At 65.2% G+C, this 23,458-nt stretch carries 24 protein-coding genes, 1 tRNA gene and 1 pseudogene; 19 read left to right on the top strand and 7 right to left on the bottom strand.

The window, feature by feature from the left end; translation table 11 throughout:
- A pseudogene (locus P8R42_15655) lies at window positions 1-181 on the top strand (IS3 family transposase).
- A gap of 146 nt (window positions 182-327) precedes the next feature.
- On the opposite strand, the gene P8R42_15650 reads toward P8R42_15655, so the two are convergent.
- The gene (locus tag P8R42_15650) at window positions 328-1,482 is read right to left on the bottom strand and encodes an acetyl-CoA acetyltransferase (GenBank protein MDG2306050.1); all 1,155 of its coding nucleotides are present in this window, start codon (window positions 1,480-1,482) and stop codon (window positions 328-330) included.
- Window position 1,483: 1 nt separating this feature from the next.
- Entirely contained in the window at window positions 1,484-2,899 is a 1,416-nt protein-coding gene (locus tag P8R42_15645; GenBank protein ID MDG2306049.1) for an OB-fold domain-containing protein, read from the bottom strand.
- A 137-nt stretch (window positions 2,900-3,036) separates the two neighbouring features.
- On the opposite strand from P8R42_15645, the gene P8R42_15640 reads away from it, so the two are divergent.
- The gene (locus P8R42_15640; protein MDG2306048.1) at window positions 3,037-3,306 is read left to right on the top strand and encodes a hypothetical protein; all 270 of its coding nucleotides are present in this window, start codon (window positions 3,037-3,039) and stop codon (window positions 3,304-3,306) included.
- Between the two features lie 6 nt (window positions 3,307-3,312).
- Here P8R42_15640 and P8R42_15635 read toward each other — a convergent pair whose 3' ends face one another.
- Window positions 3,313-4,278 (bottom strand): hypothetical protein, encoded by a 966-nt coding sequence (locus tag P8R42_15635; GenBank protein ID MDG2306047.1) that lies wholly within the window; start codon window positions 4,276-4,278, stop codon window positions 3,313-3,315.
- Between the two features lie 166 nt (window positions 4,279-4,444).
- On the opposite strand from P8R42_15635, the gene P8R42_15630 reads away from it, so the two are divergent.
- The 6 genes from P8R42_15630 to glk all read left to right on the top strand — a co-directional run bounded on the left by P8R42_15630 (window position 4,445) and on the right by glk (window position 10,686).
- Entirely contained in the window at window positions 4,445-4,759 is a 315-nt protein-coding gene (locus P8R42_15630; GenBank protein MDG2306046.1) for a DUF167 domain-containing protein, read from the top strand.
- Between the two features lie 403 nt (window positions 4,760-5,162).
- Window positions 5,163-6,305: a transaldolase gene (gene tal, locus P8R42_15625; GenBank protein ID MDG2306045.1), complete on the top strand. Its 1,143-nt coding sequence runs from the start codon at window positions 5,163-5,165 to the stop codon at window positions 6,303-6,305.
- A gap of 96 nt (window positions 6,306-6,401) precedes the next feature.
- On the top strand, window positions 6,402-7,085 hold the full coding sequence (gene rpiA, locus P8R42_15620; GenBank protein MDG2306044.1) for a ribose-5-phosphate isomerase RpiA: 684 nt from the start codon (window positions 6,402-6,404) through the stop codon (window positions 7,083-7,085).
- Between the two features lie 32 nt (window positions 7,086-7,117).
- Window positions 7,118-8,134: a decarboxylating 6-phosphogluconate dehydrogenase gene (gene gnd, locus P8R42_15615; protein ID MDG2306043.1), complete on the top strand. Its 1,017-nt coding sequence runs from the start codon at window positions 7,118-7,120 to the stop codon at window positions 8,132-8,134.
- A gap of 37 nt (window positions 8,135-8,171) precedes the next feature.
- On the top strand, window positions 8,172-9,674 hold the full coding sequence (gene zwf, locus P8R42_15610) for a glucose-6-phosphate dehydrogenase (GenBank protein MDG2306042.1): 1,503 nt from the start codon (window positions 8,172-8,174) through the stop codon (window positions 9,672-9,674).
- A gap of 19 nt (window positions 9,675-9,693) precedes the next feature.
- On the top strand, window positions 9,694-10,686 hold the full coding sequence (gene glk / locus P8R42_15605; protein MDG2306041.1) for a glucokinase: 993 nt from the start codon (window positions 9,694-9,696) through the stop codon (window positions 10,684-10,686).
- 332 nt (window positions 10,687-11,018) lie between these two features.
- Here the strand turns inward: glk and P8R42_15600 are convergent, their stop codons facing one another.
- Window positions 11,019-11,414, bottom strand: coding sequence for a hypothetical protein (locus tag P8R42_15600; protein ID MDG2306040.1), 396 nt, complete (start codon window positions 11,412-11,414; stop codon window positions 11,019-11,021).
- Window positions 11,415-11,465: 51 nt separating this feature from the next.
- Here P8R42_15600 and P8R42_15595 point away from each other — a divergent pair, with 51 nt between their 5' ends.
- Both P8R42_15595 and P8R42_15590 read left to right on the top strand, forming a co-directional pair.
- On the top strand, window positions 11,466-11,909 hold the full coding sequence (locus P8R42_15595) for an NFACT RNA binding domain-containing protein (GenBank protein MDG2306039.1): 444 nt from the start codon (window positions 11,466-11,468) through the stop codon (window positions 11,907-11,909).
- A gap of 442 nt (window positions 11,910-12,351) precedes the next feature.
- The gene (locus P8R42_15590) at window positions 12,352-13,344 is read left to right on the top strand and encodes a hypothetical protein (GenBank protein ID MDG2306038.1); all 993 of its coding nucleotides are present in this window, start codon (window positions 12,352-12,354) and stop codon (window positions 13,342-13,344) included.
- A 51-nt stretch (window positions 13,345-13,395) separates the two neighbouring features.
- Here the strand turns inward: P8R42_15590 and P8R42_15585 are convergent, their stop codons facing one another.
- Together P8R42_15585 and P8R42_15580 are read right to left on the bottom strand one after the other, a co-directional pair.
- Complete coding sequence (locus tag P8R42_15585; GenBank protein ID MDG2306037.1) at window positions 13,396-14,022, bottom strand: YceI family protein; 627 nt, start codon at window positions 14,020-14,022, stop codon at window positions 13,396-13,398.
- A 33-nt stretch (window positions 14,023-14,055) separates the two neighbouring features.
- A tRNA-Asn gene (locus P8R42_15580) sits at window positions 14,056-14,128 on the bottom strand.
- Window positions 14,129-14,248: 120 nt separating this feature from the next.
- Here P8R42_15580 and P8R42_15575 point away from each other — a divergent pair.
- Genes P8R42_15575 through P8R42_15555 form a run of 5 tightly spaced genes read left to right on the top strand, consistent with a single transcriptional unit; the run spans window position 14,249 to window position 18,558 of the window.
- A complete protein-coding gene (locus tag P8R42_15575) occupies window positions 14,249-14,761 on the top strand; it encodes a hypothetical protein (protein MDG2306036.1) in 513 nt (170 codons plus the stop codon).
- A 47-nt stretch (window positions 14,762-14,808) separates the two neighbouring features.
- A complete protein-coding gene (locus P8R42_15570) occupies window positions 14,809-15,729 on the top strand; it encodes a hypothetical protein (protein MDG2306035.1) in 921 nt (306 codons plus the stop codon).
- 29 nt (window positions 15,730-15,758) lie between these two features.
- Window positions 15,759-17,345: a DNA polymerase Y family protein gene (locus P8R42_15565; GenBank protein MDG2306034.1), complete on the top strand. Its 1,587-nt coding sequence runs from the start codon at window positions 15,759-15,761 to the stop codon at window positions 17,343-17,345.
- Window positions 17,346-17,353: 8 nt separating this feature from the next.
- Entirely contained in the window at window positions 17,354-18,145 is a 792-nt protein-coding gene (locus tag P8R42_15560) for an inositol monophosphatase family protein (GenBank protein ID MDG2306033.1), read from the top strand.
- A gap of 23 nt (window positions 18,146-18,168) precedes the next feature.
- Window positions 18,169-18,558: a hypothetical protein gene (locus tag P8R42_15555; protein ID MDG2306032.1), complete on the top strand. Its 390-nt coding sequence runs from the start codon at window positions 18,169-18,171 to the stop codon at window positions 18,556-18,558.
- Between the two features lie 132 nt (window positions 18,559-18,690).
- On the opposite strand, the gene ilvD is transcribed toward P8R42_15555, so the two are convergent.
- Window positions 18,691-20,382 carry a dihydroxy-acid dehydratase gene (gene ilvD / locus P8R42_15550; GenBank protein MDG2306031.1) on the bottom strand — a complete coding sequence of 564 codons (1,692 nt, stop codon included), beginning with the start codon at window positions 20,380-20,382 and terminating at the stop codon, window positions 18,691-18,693.
- 247 nt (window positions 20,383-20,629) lie between these two features.
- Between ilvD and P8R42_15545 the strand changes: the two genes are divergently transcribed.
- The 4 genes from P8R42_15545 to P8R42_15530 all read left to right on the top strand — a co-directional run bounded on the left by P8R42_15545 (window position 20,630) and on the right by P8R42_15530 (window position 23,458).
- Entirely contained in the window at window positions 20,630-20,767 is a 138-nt protein-coding gene (locus P8R42_15545; GenBank protein MDG2306030.1) for a hypothetical protein, read from the top strand.
- Between the two features lie 329 nt (window positions 20,768-21,096).
- Window positions 21,097-21,780 carry a hypothetical protein gene (locus P8R42_15540; GenBank protein ID MDG2306029.1) on the top strand — a complete coding sequence of 228 codons (684 nt, stop codon included), beginning with the start codon at window positions 21,097-21,099 and terminating at the stop codon, window positions 21,778-21,780.
- A gap of 12 nt (window positions 21,781-21,792) precedes the next feature.
- Complete coding sequence (locus P8R42_15535; protein MDG2306028.1) at window positions 21,793-23,235, top strand: sigma-54 dependent transcriptional regulator; 1,443 nt, start codon at window positions 21,793-21,795, stop codon at window positions 23,233-23,235.
- Between the two features lie 55 nt (window positions 23,236-23,290).
- Window positions 23,291-23,458 carry a DUF5989 family protein gene (locus tag P8R42_15530; protein MDG2306027.1) on the top strand — a complete coding sequence of 56 codons (168 nt, stop codon included), beginning with the start codon at window positions 23,291-23,293 and terminating at the stop codon, window positions 23,456-23,458.

The following is a 23,458-nucleotide window of genomic DNA, read 5'->3' as shown; positions in this document are numbered from 1 at the left end:
AGATCGAAGTCATGAAGGAGATCTCGGCAAAAAAGTGGTGAGCGCACGCGTTCGTCGCCGACAGGTCGCCTACGCATCCTCGCGTGGCCTGTCGGTGCGAAGGGCGTGTGCGCTGATCCAAACGGCCCGATCCTCGTTGGGATACGAATCGAAGAAGGCAGCGCGAGACACAGCGGTGGTGGGGCGCTGCGACTGCCAAGAGCGAGCTTCCCAGTCTCCGGCCGCGGCTGCCTGTCCACGAAGGGCGTCTCGACGCACGCCGAAACGAGAAACAGGGCGCCGACACTTCTGCCGACGCCCCGCAATGCACTGCGAACCAGCCCCTTCTCAGGGCATCCCGATGATCGCGATGCCGCAGGTGGTCGGCGGACCGCCGATGTTGTGGCTCAGCGCCATGGTGGCGTTCTTCACCTGGCGCTTCTCGGCCCGACCCTGAAGCTGCAGAGTGTTCTCGTAGATCATGCGGACGCCGGTTGCGCCGGTTGGGTGTCCAAACGTCTTGAGACCGCCGTCCGTGTTGATCGGAAGCTCGCCGTCGAGCTCGAACGTGCCGCTCGCGATGTGGTCCTTCGCCGAACCCCTCTCGATGAGGCCGAGGTCCTCGTAGGTGAGCATCTCGGTCAGCGTGAAGCAGTCGTGCAGCTGGACGACGTCCAGCTCCTTGAACGGGTCCGAGATCCCGGCTTGCCGGTAGGCGTCCTTCGCGGCGTACTGTGTCGGCTTCCAGCCGAGGAAGTCGAACTCGGGGTCTCGCTGCGGGTGCTCGGACACGGCGATCGTGACGGCTTTCACGAGCACGTGGTCATCGCGGTAGTTCTTGGCGGACTCGGCGCGCGTGAGGATGCACGCCGCCGCGCCGTCGGATTGCGCAGCGCAGTCGTAGAGACCGAAGGGCCACGAAATCAGTCGAGCGTTCAAGACGTCGTCGACCGTGATCTCGCGCTTCAGCATCGACTTTGGCGCGAGCGTTCCATTGTGGTGATTCTTCACCGCGATCTTGGCGAGGTCCTCGCGGCCTGCGTTGTACGTCTCGAAGTAGCGGGCGGCGCAGAGGGAGAACCAGCCGGCCGGCGTCGAGGGGAGTCCGCGGACGCGGTCGAAGTTGACCGAGGGCCCGGACACACCACGATCCTTCGGCTTGTCGAAGCCGACGACCAGAACCGTGTCGTACATGCCCGACGCGACGGCGAGCGCGCCGAAGCGGAACGCGTCGGTGCCGGTCTGGCAGTAGTCGGAAACGATGCTGATCGGCTTACCGAAGATCTTCAGGGCTTCGGCGATCTCGGCGGTGCCTTCACGCGGATAGACCGCTCCGCAGAACACGGCCTCGATCTGCTGTTGCGGGTTCTCGATCCCGGCGTCGGCATAGGCCTCGTATGCTGCGTCGACGATCATGTCCTCGCGAGACGACGTCCAGTTCTCGCCGAACTTGCACGCGCCGACACCCACGATGGCGACCTTGTCCTTGATGGTTCCACTCATGTCAGGCTCCCGCGGGAAGGGGGCTGGCCTTCCAGAAATAGTTCGCCTTGCCTCCGGCATTGTGGATCTTCCGGAAGACGTATTCGACGGGCATATCGAGCTTCACTTCGTCGGGCTTCGCATTCGCGAGTTGTACCTGGACGCGGCAACCCTCCACCTCGGTCACGATCATGATCGTCGGCGGCTGTGCGGTCGGGAAGAAGAAGTCGAACGTGTACGAGAGAACTGTGCCCCGCTTGTCGGACAATCGGGCGGGCTCCCACTCGTCTTTGGTGTGACACTTGTAGCAAACACGGGTCTTCGGAATGTGGATCTGCCCGCAGTTCTTGCACTTCTCTCCGACGAAACCGATGTCGGCATCGCGCTCGCGGTACCGAATGGTGGCGGACAATCCGAGGTCGGCACCGGCGGCCCACTCCTTCGGGTCGAGGTTTCGCGACTTCAAGTACGTGTCATACGAGGGCAGGGGGCGACGGCGATCGAGATGGCCCTTCACGCCTCGGCGTGGCGGCAGCTTGCCGATGCCGTCGGTGACTTCGAACGAGAGCGCGTGCGCTCCGTCTCCAGCACTCGCCGTGAGCAGGCGGTCGCCGGCGCGCGCGTCTTCGAGCGCGGCGACGAGGAGGATGGGTGCAAACGAGGCTCCCGAGTGGCCGAGTCGGCCGAAGAGCGGGTCCTGCACCTGCGACTTGTCGAGGCCGACCTGCTTCACGACGCCGCCCATGCTGCGGGCGTCCGGCGCGACGAGTGCGGCCTTTGCGTAGTCGCTGGCACTGCGTCCGCTCTTCTCGAAGAGGCCTTTGACCGCATCGATCATGTTGGGCGTGTAGCCCTCTGTGATGATGAACCGATCTTCCCACGCGTGGGTGAAGGCTTCTCCATCGACGCGCCACATGTCCTGGAATTCGTCGGACACCGCGTAGCTACCGTCGAGCGTTGCGATGACGTCGTCGGAACTGAAAAGCAGCGCTGCCGCCGCGTCACCGAGCTTCGACTCGAGCGCCCCGCGCGGAGCGCCCATTCGACAATCGCTTGCGACTACGAGCACGTTCTTCGCGGTGCCCGCGGCGACCGCGTTGGACGCGGCTTCGATCGCGCTCGTGCCGGAACGCAGCGAGCCGGAGAAGTCGGTCGTGAGGACGTCGCGCCGCAGATCCAGGGCCTTCGCGATGACCGCGGCGCCCTGCTTCTCTTTGAGCGTGTAGCTCGTCGACGCAAACATCACGCCGTCGATCTCGCTGCGGTCGATGCCGGTCAGACAATCGATTGCGGCCGCAACCGCCATCGTGACCGCATCTTCGTCGTCATAGGCGACGGCTTTCTCGGGGCCGCCTTCCTTCGCGGGGCGTCCCTGGATCAGGGACAGAGGGAGGCGCGTCGCCGGGATGTAGGCGCCGTACGCTCGAATTCCGGACATGCTTGGGTCTCCTCGGCTCAGAAAAGGTGCACTGCGTGAACACCGATTCCCTAACACCGGCCCGAAGGGCCCGCGAGTTGACGCCCTTGCCTGGCCTGTGTCACCGCGGCAAGCCTTTTCGGCTGACTCTGGGGCGAATGCTGATGCGTTGGGTGCTTCGGACGACGATGCTGATCGCCGCGATCGCGATGGGAAACGCGGCTCTGGCAGAAGAGCCGGGACGGTTTCATATCTCCGCTTCGACGGAGGATTGGAAGAGGGCCTGGCGGATCGACACGAAGACCGGCGAGGGCTCCATCTGCTCACTGGCGCCGGATTTCAGCGGCTGCCGGAAGCTGCCCGAGGGCGAGCCTTTGCCGAAGAACTGGCGGCAGTCGCTCAAGCCCGGGGCGAACACCCCGGGCTAGCGGCTCCTACGGGAGTGGCAGCACTGGGAGACCGGGGCTCACGTGAGTCCAGGCGTCGGGCGCGACGAGGCGCCGGCCCAGAGGCTCTCCCTCACAGTTGGAGCCAACGCTGACCTCGATCATGTGCACGACTCCGGGCGTCCGGTGCAGCGGCCCGGCGAGGTCCGGGATTCCGTCGACGACCGCCACCTGGGCCTCCTCGGCCCCCGGTGCCTCGCGCAACTGCACGTTCCAGGAGATCGGAGTGCCAGCCGGGACCGGGTTGTCTGGCCGGACGCAGATCGCGGCCGGGTTGTTCTCGTCGTCTAGCGGTCCGAGGAGCCCGCTCTGCTTCGGAATCGAGGCTGTCTCGGAGTAGATCACTTCGTCGCCGAGCATGAGTGTGAAGTGGAAGGTTCCGCCGGCCGGGTCATCGAGCGGCCAGTTCCAGAAGCGGACGAACACGTCCTCGCCGGCCTCGATCGGCGTGCGCGTGTTCTGCGTCATGCTCGCGTAGGGGCAGATCGACGTGTCGACCTCCCAGCTCGGATTGCCGGCGAACTCCTCGACGAAGCCGAGGATCAACGGATCGCAGTACGCCCCGGGACGCTGAAGCGTGACGAAGGGGTCGCGCGCGGGCAGGAAGAAGAAGCCCCCCAACTCGACGACACCCAGATTGCTCCAGCCCGAGGAATCGCACGGCGACATCGTGCACGCGTTGGCGCCCTCGCATTGCCAGTCGATCGCAATTGCAGCCGGGTCGAACGAGCCGTCGTCGCCGATGCGCCGGCACCAGATGTAGCTTGGGTCGCCGCCGCTCGGGTCGAACACGTTCCCGGTGATCGTTCCCTCATTGGGAGAGTATGAGATCGCCCACTGCAGGCCGCCCTCAGCACGGTTCACTAGGACCTGCTTGCCGTCGGGGGTGGTCTGTCGCCCGGTCGGCTGGCTCTGTGCCACGGGAGCGAACCCCATGCCGAACGCCAGGGTCATACAAAAGGCCAGTGATCTTCTATATTTGAGCATTCTCATTTGTCTCCGGAAGTTGATTGTAGTGTCCGATTCCCGAAACGAGCAACCCGTTTGGCGCTTACCGCCTTGAGTTCCGTGCGACCGGCTCCCTAGTTTCGTCCCTGGCTTCGTTTCACCCGACCCGCAAGTGAGCTCTCGATTCGACGATCTATGGTTGGAACCCGGCGGTGGCGGTCAGCGGATTCGCGTCCGCGTATCGCCGGGGGCGCGCAAGGAAGGCGTCCTCGGTCTGTACGGCGACGTTCTCAAGGTGGCGGTTCGCGCGCCACCCGAGAAAGGGCGCGCCAACAAGGCCCTGGTCGAGGTGCTCGCGCAGGCACTCGGGGTCGCGCGCAGCTCGCTCGCGGTCGTTGCCGGTGAGACCAGTCGCGACAAGACGCTCGTCGTGAGCGGGCTCGAGGCGGCAACGATTCGCGCGCGCCTCGCTGCGGGATCTGCTTGAGTTCACCGGCGCGACGCGGGAAAGGCGACCGGCTCGAGCCGGAAGATCTGCCCGCCAAGGTCGCCTGGGGCGCGCACGGTGCGGTCTCGGGCACCTCGATCGTGCCCTGGGGGCCCCAGGTTCTTCTTCGGGAGGCCCGGGCGCGGTTCGAGGAGCTCTGCATCGGAGACCTCCTGGGGCGCCGTCCCTCGGACTGCCGGGGGGCCTGGGCCTCTCGCGGGTCATGCTGCACAGGAAGCTCCGCCCGTACAGCATTCGTTGAGTCCGATCCGTCTTGTAATAGCGCGAAATCCCTGGCACCCCTCAATCATAGAGGCGTAGCCGTACCGAACTCGATTCTCGCAGTCGGAGGGCGCCGCGACGGGATGGGGGGTCGGGCCGTGCTCGGCCCCGGGGAGATGTCATGAGTAATCCGCTGATCGACGTTCAAAAGTACGGGCAGAGCATCTGGTACGACAACATCCGCCGCGGGATGATAACCTCGGGAGACCTGCAAAGGATGATCGACGATGACGGCCTGCTCGGCATCACGTCGAATCCCGCGATCTTCGAGAAAGCGATCGCGGACAGCAACGACTACGACCCCGCGATTCGCGCCCACGTTCTGCAGGGTGTCGATTCCGCGATGGACATCTACGAACGCGTCGCCATCGAGGACATCCAACTCGCGGCCGACATGCTTCGGCTGGTGTTCGACAGGACCGGGCGTCGCGACGGCTACGTGAGCTTCGAGGTCTCTCCGTACCTCGCCGCGGACACGGCGAAGACGGTGGAGTATGCGCGTCGAGTCCACAAATTGCTCGGTCGCGAGAACGTCCTGATCAAGGTGCCGGGAACCCCGGAGGGAATGCCTGCCATCGCCACGTTGATCGGCGAGGGCATCAGTGTGAACGTCACGCTTCTCTTCTCGGTGGATGCTTACGTGGCGTGCGCGGAGGCGTACATGGAAGGCCTCGAGACCTGGGTGGGCAAGGGCAACGATCCTTCGCTGCTCGCGAGCGTCGCGAGTTTCTTCATCAGCCGCATCGACAGCCTCGTGGACGACAAGCTCGCCGAAGCCGCCGCCGCAAACCCGGGTCGCAAGGCCGAGATCGAGGGGCTTCTTGGAAAGGTCGCCGTTGCCAACGGCTTGGTCGCGTATGACCGCTATCACCAGCTGATCGGGAGCGATCGCTGGCAGGCGCTTGCGGCGAAGGGGGCGTCTACGCAGCGTGTCCTCTGGGCGAGCACGAGCACCAAGAACAAGGCCTACCCCAAGACGAAATACGTTGATGAGCTGGTCGGGCAGGACACCGTCAATACGATCCCGACGGACACCTTCAACGAGTACCGCGAGAGTGGAAAGCCGACGCCCGCGTTGCAGGATGGCTGGGACGCGAAGCTCGCGGCCGCGAAGGCGACCATGGCGACGTTGGCCGATGTCGGTGTTTCGATGGATGCCTGTACGGACCAGCTGCTCGAGGAGGGAGTAACGAAGTTCTCGCAAGCCTTCGACACACTCCTCAAGGCGATTGAGAAGAAGCGCAGCGTTCTGAACGCAGCGTGAGTCGGCCCGGTCCTGGGGCCGGGTGTGGATTGCTGGAAGAGGAGAGGGAATGAGCGACACGGAGGCCGCTGTAGGCCAGGTGAGCGGATCGACGCCATGAGTGGCGAGGCGGACGCCCTGGTCGGTGTCGCTCTGCGCGCCCTGGAGTACGTGCATGAAGACACCGTCGTCGGGCTCGGTACCGGGCGCGCTGCTACCGCCTTCGTGCGAGCCCTCGGCGCTCGCGTGGCGGACGGAATGAAGGTGCGCGGCGTCCCCACCTCGGACTCGACCGAAGCACTGGCCCGCGAGCTCGGGATCGGGCTGCTGACCCTCGAAGAGGCCGGTCGAATCGACACCACGTTCGACGGCGCCGACGAGGTCTCTCCGGCTCTGGACCTGATCAAAGGGTACGGCGGCGCGCTGGTGCGTGAGAAGATCGTCGCCGCCTCCTCGAAGCGGCTGATCATCCTCGTGGGCGACGAGAAGATCGTGGCTCGCGTCGGTGGCCGCGGAAAGCTACCGGTCGAGGTCGTGCCGTTCGGACGCACACTGTGCGAGCGCGAACTGGTGGCGCTCGGCTGCACGCCCAATTTGCGTGTCGACGGCGGCAAACCGTACATCACGGACAACCATAACTTCATCCTCGACTGTGTAGTCGAGCCGATCGACGACCCCGTCGGTCTGGAACGTAGAATTCTGGCCATCCCGGGAGTGCTCGGGACGGGTCTCTTCGTCGGAATGGCCGACGTAGTCTTGGTTCAGGAAGGCGACCAGGTGCGCGCGATGGAGCGCGCCTGATGGTCGCCTTCAATCTGTAAGGAGGGTCGCACGTGCAGCTCGGAATGATCGGTCTCGGACGGATGGGGTACAACATCGTCAAGCGCTTGATGCGCGATGGGCACACGTGCGTCGTGTACGACACGAACCCGGAAACGGTGAAGCAACTCGAAGCGGAAGGCGCGACTGCGTCGACCTCGATGAAGGACTTTGTGGACAAGCTCGAGAAGCCCCGCGCCGCGTGGATGATGGTGCCGGCGGGCGTGACGGGCAAGGTCGTCGACGAAGTCTCGCAGTACCTCGAAAAGGGCGACATCCTGATCGACGGTGGGAACTCCTACTACCGCGACGATCGCGCTCGCTCCACAGCTCTCGCACCCAAGGGGATTCACTACCTCGACTGCGGCACGAGTGGTGGCGTGTGGGGCCTCGACCGTGGCTACTGTCTCATGATCGGTGGCGACACCGGCGCCGTGCAGCATCTGGATCCGATTTGGAAGACGATTGCTCCGGGCCGGGGTGACATCGAGGCCACGCCCGGTCGTGAGAACGGCAACAAGACCGCCGAGGAGGGGTACCTCCACTGCGGCCGGTCGGGCGCCGGCCACTTCGTGAAGATGGTCCACAACGGTGTCGAGTACGGCATCATGGCTGCGTTCGCCGAGGGCTTCGACATCCTGGAGAACGCCGACGTCGACAACCAGGAGCACAAAGTCGACGCCGAAACGGCGCCGCGGATGAGCAAGGATCTCGACTACGACATCAAGGTCGCCGATGTGGCCGAGGTCTGGCGCCGAGGGAGCGTCGTGGGGGCGTGGCTTCTTGATCTCGCCGCGGCCGCTCTGGCGGAGGATCCGCATCTGGACAAGTACACTGGGGTCGTGGCGGACTCCGGCGAGGGCCGCTGGACGATTCAGGCGGCGATCGAGGAGGCCGTGCCCTGCGAGGTCCTGACATCGGCGCTTTACGCGCGTTTCCGGTCGCGGCGCGATCACACCTTCGCGGAGAAGGTCTGCTCGGCCATGCGGATGCAGTTCGGCGGGCACGTCGAGCGGGCTTCGGGAGATTGAGTACGGCGATGAGGGAATCGTCTGAGGGGGGTCTCACATGAGCCGAGTCCAGGCCGGGCCAGCTCCGTGCACGGTGGTGATTCTTGGCGCGGCTGGTGACCTGACCCGGCGGAAGCTCCTGCCGGCGATCTACAATCTCGCGCTCGACGGCTTGTTGCCGGAGCGCTACGCGGTGATGGGCTTCGCGCGGCGCGACCTCGACGACGAGTCGTTCCGAACCGTCGCGCGCGAAGGAGTGAAGAGCTACTCCCGCCGTCCCGTGGATGAGGACCGGTGGCCGGAGTTCGAGAGCAACGTCTTCTACACGCGCGGATCGTTCGATGACGCCGGTGCGTTCCTCGAGTTGAAGCGCCGTCTCGAGGAGGTCGAAGCGGAACGCGGGATTCCGGCGAACCGGGTCTTCTACCTCTCGATCCCACCGAGTGCGATCGAGACGTGCGTGCAGCAATTGAAGGCCGCGGGGCTCGCGAAGGCGCCGGACGGATCGTACGCCCGCGTCATCGTCGAGAAGCCGGTGGGTCACGATCTCGCAAGTGCCCGCGAAATCAACGACACGGTCGCCGCGGTGTTCGACGAGGAGGACGTCTTTCGAATCGACCACTACCTCGGAAAAGAGACGGTGCAGAGCATCCTGGTGCTCCGCTTCTCGAACTCGATCTTCGAGCCGCTCTGGAACCAGAAGTACATAGACCACGTCCAGATCACGGTGTCGGAAGAAGAAGGTGTGGGGACGCGCGGCGGCTACTACGAGGAGGCGGGCGCGCTGCGGGACATGGTGCAGAACCACATCCTCCAGCTCCTCTGTCTCACGGCGATGGAGCCGCCCTGGTCCCTCGACGCGGAGGTCGTGCGCGACCACAAGATGGGGGTCCTGAACTGCCTGCGACCGCTCCGCGGTGCCGAAGTGAACCAGCATGTGATCCGTGCGCAGTACGGCCCTGGAACGTCCGGTGGCGAGGATGTCCGCGGCTATCGCCGCGAGGATCGAGTTGCCCCGGAATCGACGACCGAGACCTACGTCGCGATTCAGGCCTATGTGGACAACTGGCGCTGGTCGGGCGTGCCCTTCTATATCCGCACGGGCAAACAGCTGCCGAAGCGGGCGAGCGAGATCGCGATCCAGTTCAAGTGTGCGCCCCCGGTGTTGTTTAACGCGAACCCGGAGCAGGCGGTCGACGGGAACGTGCTGGTACTGCGGATTCAGCCCGATGAAGGACTGACGCTTCAGATCGCGACGAAGCAGCCGGGCCCGAACGCGATCATCTCGCCGGTCGACATGGATTTCAACTACGGGACCGCGTTCGCCGGACAGTCCCCCGAAGCGTACGAGCGCTTGTTGCTCGACGTCGCGGTCGGGGACGCGTCGCTCTTCATGCGTCGGGATGCGGTCGAGGCCTCGTGGGAGTGGGTCACCGGAATCCTCGAAGGCTGGGAGGCCTCGGGTTCACGCTGGCTGCCGGAGTACGCGGCCGGCAGTTGGGGGCCGGTGGAGGCGGATCGAATGATTGAGGCGGCGGGACGGCGTTGGCGTACCCTTTAGGAACTGGCAAGGGCGCGGGATGATTCTGGCGGGCGACATTGGCGGGACAAAGACCGTGCTCGCGTTGTTCGAGCAGACCGACGACGGGATCGAGGTCGTCCATGAGGAGCAAGCCGCCAGTCAGGGGCCGAAGACCTTCGACGAGATCCTCGAACCGTTCCTTTCGAACGCGGGTCGTCCGCCGCTGCGCGGTGCGTGCTTCGCGGTCGCCGGGCCGGTTGTCGACGGTGCCTGCGAGACGACGAATCTTCCGTGGAGCCTCGACGAAGGTGCTCTGGCGAGCACCGTAAGGGCGCCGCGAGTGAAGTTGCTGAACGACCTCGAGGGGACCGCGTACGGCGTGCTCCACCTTCCGAAGTCGGACCTGGTGCAGCTGAACGTGGGCCGACGCCCGCGTCGTCGGGGCAACATTGCGGTGATTGCTGCGGGGACCGGCCTAGGTGAAGCCTACCTCTACTGGGACGGAGGGCGTCATCGGCCGATAGCGACCGAAGGCGGCCACTCCGACTTTGCGCCGCGCACAGAGCAAGAGGTCGATCTCCTGCACTACCTCCGACGGAAGCTGGGGGGACGCGTGAGCTGCGAGCGGGTGCTGTCCGGGCCCGGGGTTTACGAGATCTACGAGTTCCTGCGGGACACCGGTCGGCAAACCGAGCCCGCCTGGTTGGCGGAGAAGATCGCCGCGGGCGATCCGAGTGCCACCGTCTCGGGGGAAGCGGCGGAGTCCGGTGAGGCCATCTGTCTGGCCACCATGAATCTCTTCTGCGAGCTTTACGGCGCCGAGGCGGGCAACATGGCGCTGCGGGCGCTCACATACGGCGGCGTCTTCGTCGGCGGCGGTATCGCACCAAAGAATTTGTCGTTCCTGACCAACGGCAGTTTTTTACGGGGCTTCACGGACAAGGGTCGCTTCACGGAGATGATGATGAGTCTCGACGTGTGGGTCTCCACGAATCCCCGGGCCGCGCTGCTGGGCGCCGCGTACTTCGCCGACGAGGTACTGGCCGACTAGGCATTGCCCGCGCCCAGTAACGGTGAAAGTGCTCGGTGGTGCTGCTGTGCACGATCGGGGAACGGGAACCGGCAGTGGCTCCCGCGCCCGGCCGAAATCAGTAGAAGCCCTCGTGCCCGCCGAAGATCAAGACGAACCACCGAAAGCTCCCCGACGAGGCGCGACAAGAGTGCCGATTAGAGAAGCCGCCGAGATTAAGGAACCTCCCTACTTCGAAGCCTTGCGCCTCTTGCGAAACATGGCTCGATGTTCGTCGGCGACGGCTCGCGGCGCCTCTTGGGTGAGGCTCCGGGCGAGGCGCTCTGCGCTCCCCCGTGTCGACGGCATTGGGCTTAGGACGTGTGTCGCGCGATGAATCGCCCGGCCGCGCCGAGACAGCGGGCAGAGACCTCGTCGCGGTTCGCGTCGAGGCAGTGCGCGAGTGGCTTCGGCCGTCGTTTTACGCCGACGCAGAGGCGTTCGACCTCGGCTTCGCAGGCATCGCGAAGCTCGGCTCGGCGCCTGGCTCGCCGCTCTTCGAACGGACGTCGGCCCTGCGCGAGTTGGGCCTGACAGGCTTCGGAGAGCAGCCCGTCTTTGGCGCGGGCGCACGCCACGAACTCCTCGGGCGTCGCGGACTCGGCCGCGCAGAGGGCCGAGAGCTCGGTGGCGCACTCGGAGGCAGCCCTTAGCGGAGCCGGGGCGAGGAGAAGGGCGAACATCCCGAGGAACAGAAGCGAGCGTTTCATTTGTGGAGTGGGATGCGCCAGGAGCTCTCGGGGTAAAGACGTTGGAATGCTATGCACCGCGTACTCCCCATGGCGCGCGCACCCAAAGGCCCTCCGCCTCCGAGCGATCCCGAGCAGGGCATCTATCAGGGCCGCTCGGTCGCGAAGCGGATCGTGTCGGCGGACGGGTGGACGATCCTGGTGGGCCGCAGTGCTGAGGACAACGACACACTGACCGTCCGCCTCGCGGAGCCCAAGGATTTTTGGTTGCATGTGGCTTCGGAGTCCGGCTCTCACGTGGTCATTCGAAACCCGGACGGCGAGGCGCGCCCCCCGAAGGAGACGCTGCAGCATGCCGCGGGCCTCGCGGCCGGACACTCGCGCGCTCGGGAAGGGGGAAGGGTCGCCGTGCACTACGCGCAGAAGTCCGATGTGCGCAAGCCGCGCGGCTTCGCTCCAGGCAAAGTCGAGCTCGCTCGGTACAAGACGGTGCACGCGGCGCCGCGCCGCGACTGAGGTCTAGCGTCCGTCTCGCAGGGCGAGACGGTGTGAGACAACTTCGGTCTTGCGTCCCTCCCTGCGTCTGAGGAAGACTCGCTGCAGATCGCGCTACAGCGTCGCAGTCTCGACGATTCCGGCATCGTCTCGCCACCGGGATGTGCAGGTCGCTCAGTAGATGCCGCAGCGTGACGCAAGGCACAGAAGTATTGAGACCGACACCGAGCCTCCGAAGCAACGCCGGGGGCCCTGTCGAATGACTAAGGAACGACGCCCACATGAACCGATCCGGGAAAAAAAATGGCATCCGTGCGACTGACGTCGTTACGTTTCTCGCTGTCTTTGGCACGATCCTCGGAGGGCTGTTCACGCTCTGAGGGCACTCGCGGCCGCAGCTTTTTGGGGCGAGCCCGATAGGCTCGGAGGGCGGGGGGCCGAGCGAGAGAAACGGGAGGTTCCCGTGGGGGAGGTCACGGAAGTGTTGATCAAACGGATGCAGGGGCGAGTGTCGGTGTTCGGAGCGGTGTTGCTCGGCGGGTGGCTCGTTGCCGCGCCCGCTGCTGCGACCACGGTCGGTGGCGGAGGAAGCAAGAAGACGGACTGTTTGGCCGTATTCGAAACCTCGGTCGTGTTGCCGGCGAACCAGCGGAAGATCATCTGCGTGGACGGTAATCCGGCCTGTGATTCGGACGCGACCATCGATGGTCAATGTACGTTCGACCTGGGCGTGTGCGTGAACGACACCTCCATTGCGAATTGCACGCTGAGCGGAGTGGAGTCGATCTTCGTCGATCACTCGGCGGACAACGGAGATCCGAAGTTCGACCCGGATTTTCAGGCGATCCAGGATCGGATCGACAACGAGCTGGATCTGCCGAACACGGACCCGGACGACTGCACCGGAACGAGCTTCATCACGGTGCGTGTGCGCGGCCCGTTCCCGGGTAACCGGTGTCAGTCGGGCAAGAAGAAGCTCAAGATGACGACGCAGTCGGAGTTCGACATCAGTGCCGGCAAGACGTTCACCGACAAGGACGCGATGAAGTTCATCTGCAAGCCCGCACCGACGGGGTGTGATCCGCAGACGTTGTACTCGGGGACGTTCGATCGGATTCAGAGGCAGATCCTGGATCAGAACTGCGCCACCAGCGGCTGTCACGACTCACAGACGTTCGCCGGCGGACTGCTACTCGAGACCGGCGCGTCGTACCCCTCGCTCGTCGGAGTGCCCCCCGTGAACTTCGCGGCGGGTCAGCTCGGCTGGCTGCGAGTGACGGCCGGGAACGAGGGCACGAGCTACCTGTACCAGAAGCTGCAAGGCGGACTCGAGCCGAGTCTCGGCGAGCGCATGCCGTTCCAGAAGGGCAAGCTCAAGTCGTACCTGCGCGAGATCATCCGACTGTGGATCGTAGCGGGCGCTCCCGAAATGGGCTGGGTGTCGGGTACCGAATGATCCGGGTCGTGCTCGCGCCACGGGTGGACTGCGGCGCGTGTGTCGCCGCGATCAGTTGCAGGATTCGGCGAACTTGCCGCTGAGCTTCAGGACGACGTCCGTCCAGGTTTTGGACACGCCGTCTTCGCCGGTGTGCTGCTCTTCGCAGGCGCGGTGAAGTGAATCGAAGGGCTTCTGCATCGCGAAGTCCATCATGTCGATCGTGGCCGTGGCCTCGACCCCGTGGTCTTTCGAGATGGTGTAGGCGAAGGGGACGGCCTTCGTCGCGCCGTTCATCGTGACGGCGATCTTCAGCGTTCCCTTGCTGTCGTCGCCGTCGACGCTCTCGACCTTGCCCGTGATGTTGGGGGACGAGGCGAATTCCTGGAAGAAGAACTGGCTGATCGTCGCGTTTCGTCCCGGGTTGTCCGACTCGATCGACGTGCCGTCGATCTCCATCGATAGCCCCTTGGCGAGATCGACCAGGGAGGCGGCTTCGGTCGGGCCGCTGAGCGTGGTGGTGTTGAAGGTCCCGGTGACGCCGAGCTTCTCGGTGAGCTTGAAGGCCGTCCACTCGACCTTCACGGGATCCTCGCCCACGCTGTAGGTGCAGGCTGCCTGCGCCGGGTTCGCTGGTGTCCCGACGACGAGTCCGCAGAGAGCGGCGAGGGTAAGGGTACGGGCAACGCGCGTGCTCATGGTTCTCCTCCGCTGTGGTGCGAAAATGAAAAGCTCCCCGGGCCGGACTCGAACCAGCGACAAGTCGGTTAACAGCCGACTGCTCTACCAACTGAGCTACCGGGGATCGGGGCTTCGCCTACTATACGAATCACAGACCCGCAATTCGGTTCTCAAACTTCGGCCAGCCGTTGGGTGAGCTCCCGAATTGATGTAGGAATTGCTGGAGCAGAGGAGGGCTCTAGAAATGCGACGACTAATCAACGCGACCCGATTCATCTTGTTGGCTGCCCTGGCGGCCGGAACCATGCTGCTAGCGCCGTCCGCGGCGTCCGCGGACACGGCCGAGGCCGATCTGCACCACGTCGATCCGGGGAGTGGCCGGATCTCGAGCCGACCCATCGGTTATCTGCGGTTCTCCGCAGGAAAAGACGACAAAGGCGTCGATATCCTGATCCAGATCCGGAATCTCCCGAACGTCCAGAGCGAGCAGCCGCTGACGACGACCGGTGGGCACGCTGTGTACGAGCACGGGCTCCGGATTCGAGCGACCGGCGACTGCAAGGACATGACGCCGACGGATTCACAGGCCGGCGTGCTGCCCGACATCGGCATTCTCCAGGACGGCAATGCGACCGTTTCGGTCACGGCCGAAGGAATCACCCTGAGCGAACTGCCCGGAAAATCAGTGGTTATGTACCGGGGCAACAACGATGCGAAGCGCCAGATCCTGGCGTGTGGAGTGATCAAGAAGGATTGAGTTCGACCCTCTTGACCTGAGGGCGAATAAAGGGCGAAGATCGAGAGGTGCAGGCCGCCTCTCAGCTTCGCGTAGAAGATCTTCTCTCTCAGCTCCCGGGGACCATCCGGCGCGGACACGTGCCGGTGGCCCCGGAGTGGGAGGGCAAGGGAGGCCGCCTCCCCACCGGCTACCCGGAGGTCGATGATCTCCTCGGTGGCGGGCTTCCCCGCGGGCGTCTCTCCGAGTTGGTCGGGCGAGGTGCCTTCGGCGCCACCAGTCTGGCGCAGCGGCTTCTGGCGGGCGTCACCGCCGAGGCGAACTTTGCCGCCTGGGTCGACGTCGCCGACACGTTCGATCCGGCGAGCGCGAGCGCGGCCGGAATCGCGTTGCACCGGCTCCTCTGGGTGCGTCCACCCGATCTCGTCGCGGCTTTCGCGGCCACCGAGATTCTCCTCGCAACCGGTGGGTTCGCCCTGGTGCTGCTGGACACGGCCGGGGGCTACGGCGTGAGCGAGAGACAGGGAGCTCGAGGGGGGCGAGGCGCACCGGGTGGGCAGGGCGAGCGGAGTGCGCAGGGCCGGCGTGGTGCGACTGCACGACGGCACACCGGTGGGCAAACTTCGGGCGGGAAAACTTCCGGTTGGCAAGCCGGCCCGCAGAAGGGCCGCCGCATGCTCACGGCCCCTCAGACCTGGCTGCGGCTCGCACGCGCGGCGGAGCAATCGCGCACGGCATTGGTCGTCCTCCCGGGCTCGCATGGCCCTCACGGCTCGAATGCCCCGGTCGGCAGTGGAGGCCTCACGGGAGCGGCCGCGGGTGTCCGGCTCGAGCTCTCGTCCGGAGAGGCCGTCTGGGAAGGGGCTCCGGGCGCGCCGTCTCTTCTCGAGGGGCTCGTTTCCCAGGTCGACGTCACGCGCAACCGTGGTCCGGAGGCCCTACATTCGAACCACTCGCGGAGTCGTCAGGCCCGCATTCGGTTGGCCTGAAGGGCCCTCGGGGCCGTCTCGTGGGGCACGTGCCTCGTTTTGCCTGCGTCGTCGTTCCCCGGTTCTCCACGGCTGCGCTTCTGCGGGCCGAGCCCGAGTTGCGCGGTTGCCCCCTGGTGATCTGTCGCCCGGACGAAAACGCTGCGAATGGCCGCGTCCCCGGTCCGCGTTCGGTTCTGGTCGGGGTTTCGCGGGAGGCCGAGCGGCTCGGCGTTCGTCCGGGCATGACCGTGGCACAGGCACTCGTCCGGCAGTCGGATCTCGTCGTTCGTCCGCTCGACGAGTGTGCCATCGGAGCGGCGCGCGAGGCCCTGATCGATGTCGCGGGGTCCGTCTCGCCCCGAGTCGAGCCCGAGGGGAACGCCGTCTATCTCGACATCGAAGGCCTCGAGAAGCTCTTCTCCTCCGACGGCGGCATCGCAGCAGCGCTCTCGACGAGAGCGGAACGTCTCGGTCTCACCGTTGGAATCGGAACGGCGGGCAGCAAGACGACCGCGCGCATCGCCGCGGGGCTCGCTGCGCGCGACGGTGACGCGAACCTCGTTCCCGTGGGGAAAGACGCGGCCTGGCTCATGCCGCATCCTCTCTCGGTGCTGACGCCCGTGGCCGAGCCGAAGACGTTCGGGGCCGGCGCACGAGCGACCTGGCCGGCGTTGCAGGAGAGCTTCCGGAGGCTGGGACTGCGGCGCCTGGGGGATCTGGCACGCCTTCCGCGCGGAGAGGTGGGGAGTCGTTTCGGAAAGGCGGGAACGCGGCTCTGGCGCATTGCCGCCGGCAAGGAATCGATGCCGCTTCTTCCTGAACCACCGGCGTTGGAGTTCACCGAAGGGATGAGCCTCGAGTATTCCGTGGAGTCTCTCGAGGCACTTTTATTCTTGATGCGTGGATTGATCGATCGCCTGATCCATCGCCTGGCGATCCACGGCCTCTCCTGCAGTGGCCTTCGCGTTGGGCTCGACCTCGCGGACGGAGGACACGCAGAGCGTCGTGTCGGCGTCCTCGCACCGACGGCCGACGTGAAGGCGTTGGCGATCCTCACGCGCCATGCGATCGAGGCCGAGCCTCCGCGCGAGGCCATCGTAGGCGTGCGTGCAGTCGCCATCGCCGATCGTGCCCGACCGACGCAGCTCGATCTCTTCCGTCCGACGGGACCGTCACCGGAACGCCTCGCCACCACGCTCGTACGCCTCGCCGCTCTCTGCGGCTCAGAGAAGGTCGGCCGCCCGGTACCGCCCCGGGGCCATTGTCCGGAGGCGTTCACCGTGACCTCGTTCGATCCGGTCGCGGAAGAGCGAGGCCGGCCGCCCGAAGATTTGGAGCCGGAGTTGCCGCGCAGTGGTCGGTCCGCGCTGCGTGCCCTGCGTCCCCCTCGTCGTGCGCAGGTCTTTCAAGAGGGGGGGAGCATCGCCTACGTTCGCGCTCCAGGATTGGGGGGACGGGCGGTCGTCTCCGGAGGGCCCTGGCGGATCGAGACCGAATGGTGGAGTGAGCGTCCGTGTCGGCGGGATTACTACGACGTGCAGCTTTCCGATGGCGGCATCTACCGGCTCTATCGGGACCTGGGAAATCGCGCTTCGGCCGGGGACCAATGGTTCATCGACGGCTGCTATGATTGATTCCCGTCATGTCCGGATACGAGCGCGAATTGGAAGCCGCCATCGAGATCGCCGAGAGTGCCGGCCGTCTTACCCTCGAACACTTCGGTACCGCGCTCGAGGTGGAGCTGAAGGCCGACGAAAGCCCCGTCACGATCGCCGATCGCGGCGCCGAGCAGCTGATCCGCAAACGCCTCGACGAGGCGTTCCCCGAGGATGGCCAACTCGGCGAAGAGTTCGGCGAGAAGGCCGGCAAGAGCGGTCGCCGGTGGATCATCGACCCGATCGACGGAACCCAGTCCTTCGTCCGCGGTGTGCCGCTGTATGGTGTTCTGCTCGGCCTGGAGGATGAAGGGCGCTGCGTGGCGGGCGTGATGTGTTTCCCGCCCCTCTCGGAAACGTACTCGGCGGCTGCCGGTGGGCCCGCCTATCGCAATGGCTCGGTCGTCCGGGTCGACGACGAGACGCCGCTGGCAAACGCGACGCTCCTTTCCAGCGACATCAAGCACGAGCAGTTCGGCCAACGGCACGCCGACTTCGACCGTCTGGTACATCGGGTCGGGCGCTATCGTGGCTGGGGCGATTGCTACGGCTATGCGCTCGTCGTCTCGGGGCGCGCGCAGATCATGCTGGATCCGCTCCTGAACCCGTGGGACATCGCCGCCGTTCTGCCGATCCTCGAGGCCGCGGGCGGGCGTTTCGTGGGCTGGAACGGCGAGGCCGGGATCGATGCCGGCTCCGGGATCGGAACGAGCGCCGCGCTCCACGACGAGGTGCGGGCGATTCTGCGCGTGCCCGCCGCCGCAAATTCGCAGGCTTAGGCTCCCTCGGCTAAACAACCGCGATGGCCGACGAGAAAGTCTACAACGGGCCGGGAGACGTCGTCCTGGTGCATCTCGATGGGAAGCCGGCCGGCTACGCCCGCGTGGAGGCCATTCGCGGACACGCGCGGCCGGGCTGGCACGAGTGCGACCTGCTGTTCCTCGCTCAGCCCCTGCAGCCGGTCACCTGGATTCTCGAGCGCGAGCAGATCGACGGCACGTCGTTCAGCATGGGTGGACGGCCCGTTCAGATCGAGCGCCTCCCCGACCCGGGTGAGGTCCACCTGCAGCGCCCCGACGCGAGTGACGAGCCTGAGCCGCAAGAGAAGCCGAAGGCTCCCGCCCCGAAGAAGCGCGCCGGCAAGCGAGGCGACAACGTCGTCCAGCTCGTTCGCAAACCGGCGCCGGAGTAAGCCGGCCCTCTATCACTGAGAGCGCTTGGTCGACGCCTCGACGCGGGCTCCCGCGCCCGGCCGAACTCAGGAGAAGCTCCCGGAACCGCCTCAGACTTGCAGAATGGTGGGAGTCCCCCCGAGCAAGCCGGCTCAGAGTCCGTCGGTCACGGCGCCGAGCGAGCTGCTCGACACCAGCCGCGCATACTTCCAGAGGACGCCCCGCGTGTAGCGAGGCTCCGGTGCCTTCCACCCTGCGCGACGCTTCTCGAGCTCGGCATCGTCCACGTCGAACTGTAGCAGGTTCTGGTCGGCGTCGATGGTGATCGAGTCGCCCTCGTGCACCAGGGCGAGCGGTCCTCCGAGCTGAGCTTCGGGAGCGACGTGGCCCACGACCATTCCGTAGGTGCCGCCGGAGAAGCGGCCGTCGGTGACCATGCCGACCGAGTCTCCGAGCCCCTTCCCGATGATCGCCGAGGTCGGCGCGAGCATTTCGCGCATCCCGGGGCCGCCACACGGTCCCTCGTAACGGATCACGAGAACGTCCCCCGCCTTGATCTTGTCGGCGAGGATGGCCTCGAGGCAGCTCTCTTCGGATTCGAACACGCGTGCGGGTCCCGTGATTGTCGAAGAGGCGAGCCCGGAGATCTTCGCAACGGAGCCCTCGGGGGCGAGGTTGCCGCGGAGCACGGCGAGGTGTCCCTTGGCGTACACGGGCTTGTCGAATGGGCGCACGACCTCTTGGTCGCTCGGAGGCGTGTCGGGGATCTCGGCGAGGTTCTCTTCGATCGTATTGCCGGTGACGGTGCGGCACGCGCCGTTCAAGAGTCCGGCCCGCAGAAGTATCTTCATTACGAGGGGGACGCCGCCGACGCGGCGCAGGTCCGTGGCGACGTACTGGCCGCTCGGCTTCAGGTCGCACAAGACGGGCACCTCGCGACGGATCTTCTCGAAGTCGTCGAGCTCGAGTTCGACCTGAGCGGCGTGCGCGATCGCGAGCAGGTGGAGGACCGCATTCGTCGACCCGCCGAGCGCCATCGTGACGGCGATCGCGTTCTCGAAGGCGGCGCGCGTCATGATGTCGCGGGGCAGAAGCTGGTCCGCGACGAGGCCGACGAGGCGCTTGCCGGCGGCCTCAGTGCTGTCGGCCTTCTCCCCGTCGGGCGCGGCCATCGTCGATGTCATCGGGAGGCTCATCCCCATGGCTTCGATCGCCGACGACATCGTGTTTGCGGTGAACATGCCGCCGCAGGAGCCGACGCTGGGGCAGGCACGGCGTTCGATCTCCGAGAAGTCCTCGCCTGACATGTTGCCTTCGTTGTGCGCACCGACCGCTTCGAAGACGCTTACGATCGTAAGATCCTGACCGCCGTAGTGGCCGGGCTTGATCGTGCCGCCGTACACGAAGATGCCGGGGATGTTCAGCCGAGCGATGCCCATCATGGCGCCGGGCATGTTCTTGTCGCAGCCACCGATTGCGAGGATGCCGTCATGGCTCTGGCCGCGGCACACCGTCTCGATCGAGTCGGCGATTACTTCGCGGCTGACGAGGGAACACTTCATGCCCTCGGTCCCCATGGAGATGCCGTCGCTGATCGTGATGGTGCCGAAGACCTGGGGCATGCCGCCGGCGGCGGAGATCCCGCCGGCCGCCCGGTCCGCGAGGACCTGGATCCCGGCGTTGCAGGGCGTGATGGTGCTGTGGCTGTTTGAGATCCCTATGATGGGCTTTGTGAAATCGTCGTCGCCGAACCCGACCGCCCGGAGCATGGCCCGGTTGGGGGCGCGACTATCGCCCTCGGTGACCAATCGGCTGTTCACGTTTCCCGGCTTCTTCGCTGACATTTCTGGATCTCCCTGTGGACGGACTGGTCGGGGAGTCTAAGGACCGGCTGCCCCGGGTGTAAAGGGGCGAGCCCGTGGGCTCGCCGGGCGTGGGAAATAGGTGGCGCCTCGTCTTTTCGGATCTCGTGGGTTTGCAAGGCCATGCCATCCGCGCAAGGCGCCACGGCGCTTGCAAAAGGGCAAGGAAGCGGGATCCAGAAGGTGTGTTGACAGCTTGGGCCGTTTCTCCGTATCCACAGGTATGGCCGTGAGAATCGAGTTCCAGCCCCCGCCGCGTCGGCGTGGGGTGCGACGAGAACGACCGCCCGCGCTGCTATTCATCGGGATCGCCACGGTGATCGTCGGAACGCACGTGCTGCTGTGGATGGCTGGACTCATCGGGTAGAACTCTGGCAGGATCGCCGGATCCCGGCTGGCACGTTTGCGAGAATGTGAGGGTCCGCGCCGGGAGGGGTCGTCTGACGCGGGAAGCGACGAACGACCGGTGGTCCAGGCCTGGTTCAGGTATAAAACGTAAGTAGATCAAGTACTTCGGCGGCTTCGGTCGTCGTCGGGGGGCGGCGCACTGCCGTTGTTTCCTGCAACTCCTCACCCCCAAATCGTGCGAAAGAGCCACGATGGCGCTAATGGCGCTGGCTCGGGCAGCCGACACATGGATGAGTCGCCGAGGATTGGGCGGCAGCGGGGGGTAGAGCGAGTTCGATGCGGGAAGCGATGGCACGATCTGCCGTGGAGGCGCCCGAGGCGCCCCGCGACGCAGACGAAGGTGGTTCCGGGGCAGGCCAGATGATGCACGTCGAAGAGGACGTCGTGCGTGATCTCCGCCATTCCGCCGGGAACCACTTCCACAAGCTCTTCTACTGGGTCGATCGAATCGGCTCGGAGGAGGACGCCTCCGCCCGCGCCAAACAGGCCGAAGAGATGAGCGGCGTCCTGCAGCGGTTCCAGGAATTCCTGGAACTCGGGTTGCGCTACTTCGAGGCGGACAAGGCGTCGCCGATGACAATGTCGGCGCCGGACGTGGCCGCAGCCAGTGAGTCGCTCCTGCAAACGGAGCTGCCCGAGCGGGAAGTCACCGTGACGGTGGACGAATCCGCGGCCGGCACGATGGTCTCGCTCGACCCGCAGCGGTTTTCGCTGGCGTTGCGACTCGTTGCGAATCTCATGGGTGGAGCCAACCGCGAGAGCTTCTCGTGCACGCTCGCGCTCTGCGACGATGCGGACTCGGTCGAGTTCTTGCTCGACGCGACGGGCGGCGAAGCACCGCTCGAGATTGCTGTCATGGAATGGGCGATCGCACGGAAGTTGATCGTCATGCAGGGGGGCGCGCTTCGGACGTCCTCGCGTCAACAAGACGAAATCGGTGGGTGCGTCGTGCGCCTGGCGCTCGGGAAGTAGGACCGGAGGAGCATGGAGACGCGAATTCTGATCATCGACGATGATGCGTTCATCTGTCGACAACTCGAAGAGCTCTTTCGGGCGCAGAACTACGTGGTGGATAGCGCCACGACTGCTTCGGATGCCTTCGACTTTCTCTCGCAGCAGGACTACTCGCTCGCGCTCGTAGATCTGAAGATCCCCGGTACCGACGGGCTAAGTCTGACGCGTGAAGTTCGAAGTCGCTGGCCCGATCTCGACGTGATCATGATCACCGGGTACGCGAGCATCAAAGGGGCCGTCGAAGCCATCAAGCAGGGCGCTTCGGACTACATAACCAAGCCCTTTCAGAACGAGGAGATCCTTCTCGCGACGGAGAAGGTGCTCGAGAAGCGGCGCCTTCTCGATGAAATCAACTACCTTCGCGGGCAGCTGGCAGACCGGTACTCGTTTGCGAACATGGTCTCGCGCAATCCGCGGATGCACGAGATCTTTTCCCAGATCGCAGTGCTCGCTTCGAGCGATGCGACGACGCTCCTCACCGGCGAGTCCGGGACGGGCAAAGAGTTGTGCGCTCGCGCGGTCCACTTCCAGGGGAAACGTAAGGCGGGCAAGTTTGTTCCAATCAACTGCGCGGCGTTCCCCGATACGCTGCTCGAGAGTGAGCTGTTCGGGTACCAGCGCGGTGCGTTCACCGGCGCCGTTCACGATCGAGTAGGGAAGATTGAGCTCTCGTCGGGCGGAACGTTGTTCCTCGACGAAATCGAGTCGATCTCTCTCAACATGCAGCTGAAGTTGCTGCGGGTCCTCGAGGAACGTGAGATCGAGCGCCTCGGCGGCAACCGCCGAGTGAAGGTCAACATGCGTGTGATCGCGGCGACGAACGTCGACCTCGAAGCGCTCGTCGCCAGCGGTCAGATGCGCGAGGATTTCTACTACCGCGTGAACGTCGTCCCGATTCGAATTCCGCCACTTCGGGAGCGCATCGAGGATGTCCCGCTGCTCGTGGCCGAGTTCCTGCGCAACTCGCAGCTGGCCAAAGAGAAGAACATCAACCGCGTCTCAAACAAGGCTCTGTCGAGCCTCATGGGATACGGCTGGCCGGGCAACGTGCGCGAGCTCGGGAACCTCTTGGAACGCGCCATCCTGAAGACCAGCGGTCCGATGATCCGCGACATCGACATCCCGGGGGGCGGACCGATCCGGGCCACGAACGAAGGTTCCCAGCGTCGCTCGTTCGACTACGAGGTGCCCCTAAAGGAGTTTTTGCGTCGCGCAGAGAAGGACTACCTCGGGCACATCCTGCGGAAGTACCGAGGGGGCATCAGCCATAGCGCCAAGCACGCTCTGGTCGACGCTGCGACGCTTCATCGCAAGATGAAATCCTACGGCATGAAACGCGAGGAATTCCGGAACCGCGGAAACAAGGCCGATCAACCGATCTTCAACGTGAGCCCACCCGCGACCTCGACCTGATCGAGTCGAACGCCTAAGGTGTGGTGCTGGCGTTCAGCATTTGCGGGGAGTTGGTATGGCCGGAGAAGTCGACGATGAGCATGAGGAGGGGCTACTTCAGTTCCTCTGGAGGTATAAGATTTGGTGGATAACTCCGGCTGTGAGTGTCCTGCTCATCACCGCTCTGTTGCTCTATTTTGGACGATCCACGGCGTCTTCGCCCTTCGTCTACACCCTTTTCTGA

Source organism: Candidatus Binatia bacterium, from assembly GCA_029243485.1.
Classification (GTDB): Bacteria; Desulfobacterota; Binatia; order UBA12015; family UBA12015; genus VGTG01.
Note: the sequence above shows the minus strand (reverse complement) of the source record. Positions and strands in the feature narration are given on the sequence as shown.

What these genes read in the sequence shown, in the direction of transcription:
- P8R42_15530 (MDG2306027.1), top strand. Translation starts at nt 23,291, where the DNA reads ATGGCCGGAGAAGTCGACGATGAGCATGAGGAGGGGCTACTTCAGTTC.
- zwf (MDG2306042.1), top strand. Translation starts at nt 8,172, where the DNA reads ATGAGCCGAGTCCAGGCCGGGCCAGCTCCGTGCACGGTGGTGATTCTT.
- P8R42_15560 (MDG2306033.1), top strand. Translation starts at nt 17,354, where the DNA reads ATGTCCGGATACGAGCGCGAATTGGAAGCCGCCATCGAGATCGCCGAG.
- P8R42_15535 (MDG2306028.1), top strand. Translation starts at nt 21,793, where the DNA reads ATGGAGACGCGAATTCTGATCATCGACGATGATGCGTTCATCTGTCGA.
- P8R42_15645 (MDG2306049.1), bottom strand. Translation starts at nt 2,899, where the DNA reads ATGTCCGGAATTCGAGCGTACGGCGCCTACATCCCGGCGACGCGCCTC.
- rpiA (MDG2306044.1), top strand. Translation starts at nt 6,402, where the DNA reads ATGAGTGGCGAGGCGGACGCCCTGGTCGGTGTCGCTCTGCGCGCCCTG.
- P8R42_15595 (MDG2306039.1), top strand. Translation starts at nt 11,466, where the DNA reads ATGCACCGCGTACTCCCCATGGCGCGCGCACCCAAAGGCCCTCCGCCT.
- P8R42_15555 (MDG2306032.1), top strand. Translation starts at nt 18,169, where the DNA reads ATGGCCGACGAGAAAGTCTACAACGGGCCGGGAGACGTCGTCCTGGTG.
- P8R42_15650 (MDG2306050.1), bottom strand. Translation starts at nt 1,482, where the DNA reads ATGAGTGGAACCATCAAGGACAAGGTCGCCATCGTGGGTGTCGGCGCG.
- tal (MDG2306045.1), top strand. Translation starts at nt 5,163, where the DNA reads ATGAGTAATCCGCTGATCGACGTTCAAAAGTACGGGCAGAGCATCTGG.
- P8R42_15575 (MDG2306036.1), top strand. Translation starts at nt 14,249, where the DNA reads ATGCGACGACTAATCAACGCGACCCGATTCATCTTGTTGGCTGCCCTG.
- P8R42_15640 (MDG2306048.1), top strand. Translation starts at nt 3,037, where the DNA reads ATGCTGATGCGTTGGGTGCTTCGGACGACGATGCTGATCGCCGCGATC.
- ilvD (MDG2306031.1), bottom strand. Translation starts at nt 20,382, where the DNA reads ATGTCAGCGAAGAAGCCGGGAAACGTGAACAGCCGATTGGTCACCGAG.
- P8R42_15540 (MDG2306029.1), top strand. Translation starts at nt 21,097, where the DNA reads ATGGCACGATCTGCCGTGGAGGCGCCCGAGGCGCCCCGCGACGCAGAC.
- glk (MDG2306041.1), top strand. Translation starts at nt 9,694, where the DNA reads ATGATTCTGGCGGGCGACATTGGCGGGACAAAGACCGTGCTCGCGTTG.
- P8R42_15600 (MDG2306040.1), bottom strand. Translation starts at nt 11,414, where the DNA reads ATGAAACGCTCGCTTCTGTTCCTCGGGATGTTCGCCCTTCTCCTCGCC.
- P8R42_15635 (MDG2306047.1), bottom strand. Translation starts at nt 4,278, where the DNA reads ATGACCCTGGCGTTCGGCATGGGGTTCGCTCCCGTGGCACAGAGCCAG.
- P8R42_15585 (MDG2306037.1), bottom strand. Translation starts at nt 14,022, where the DNA reads ATGAGCACGCGCGTTGCCCGTACCCTTACCCTCGCCGCTCTCTGCGGA.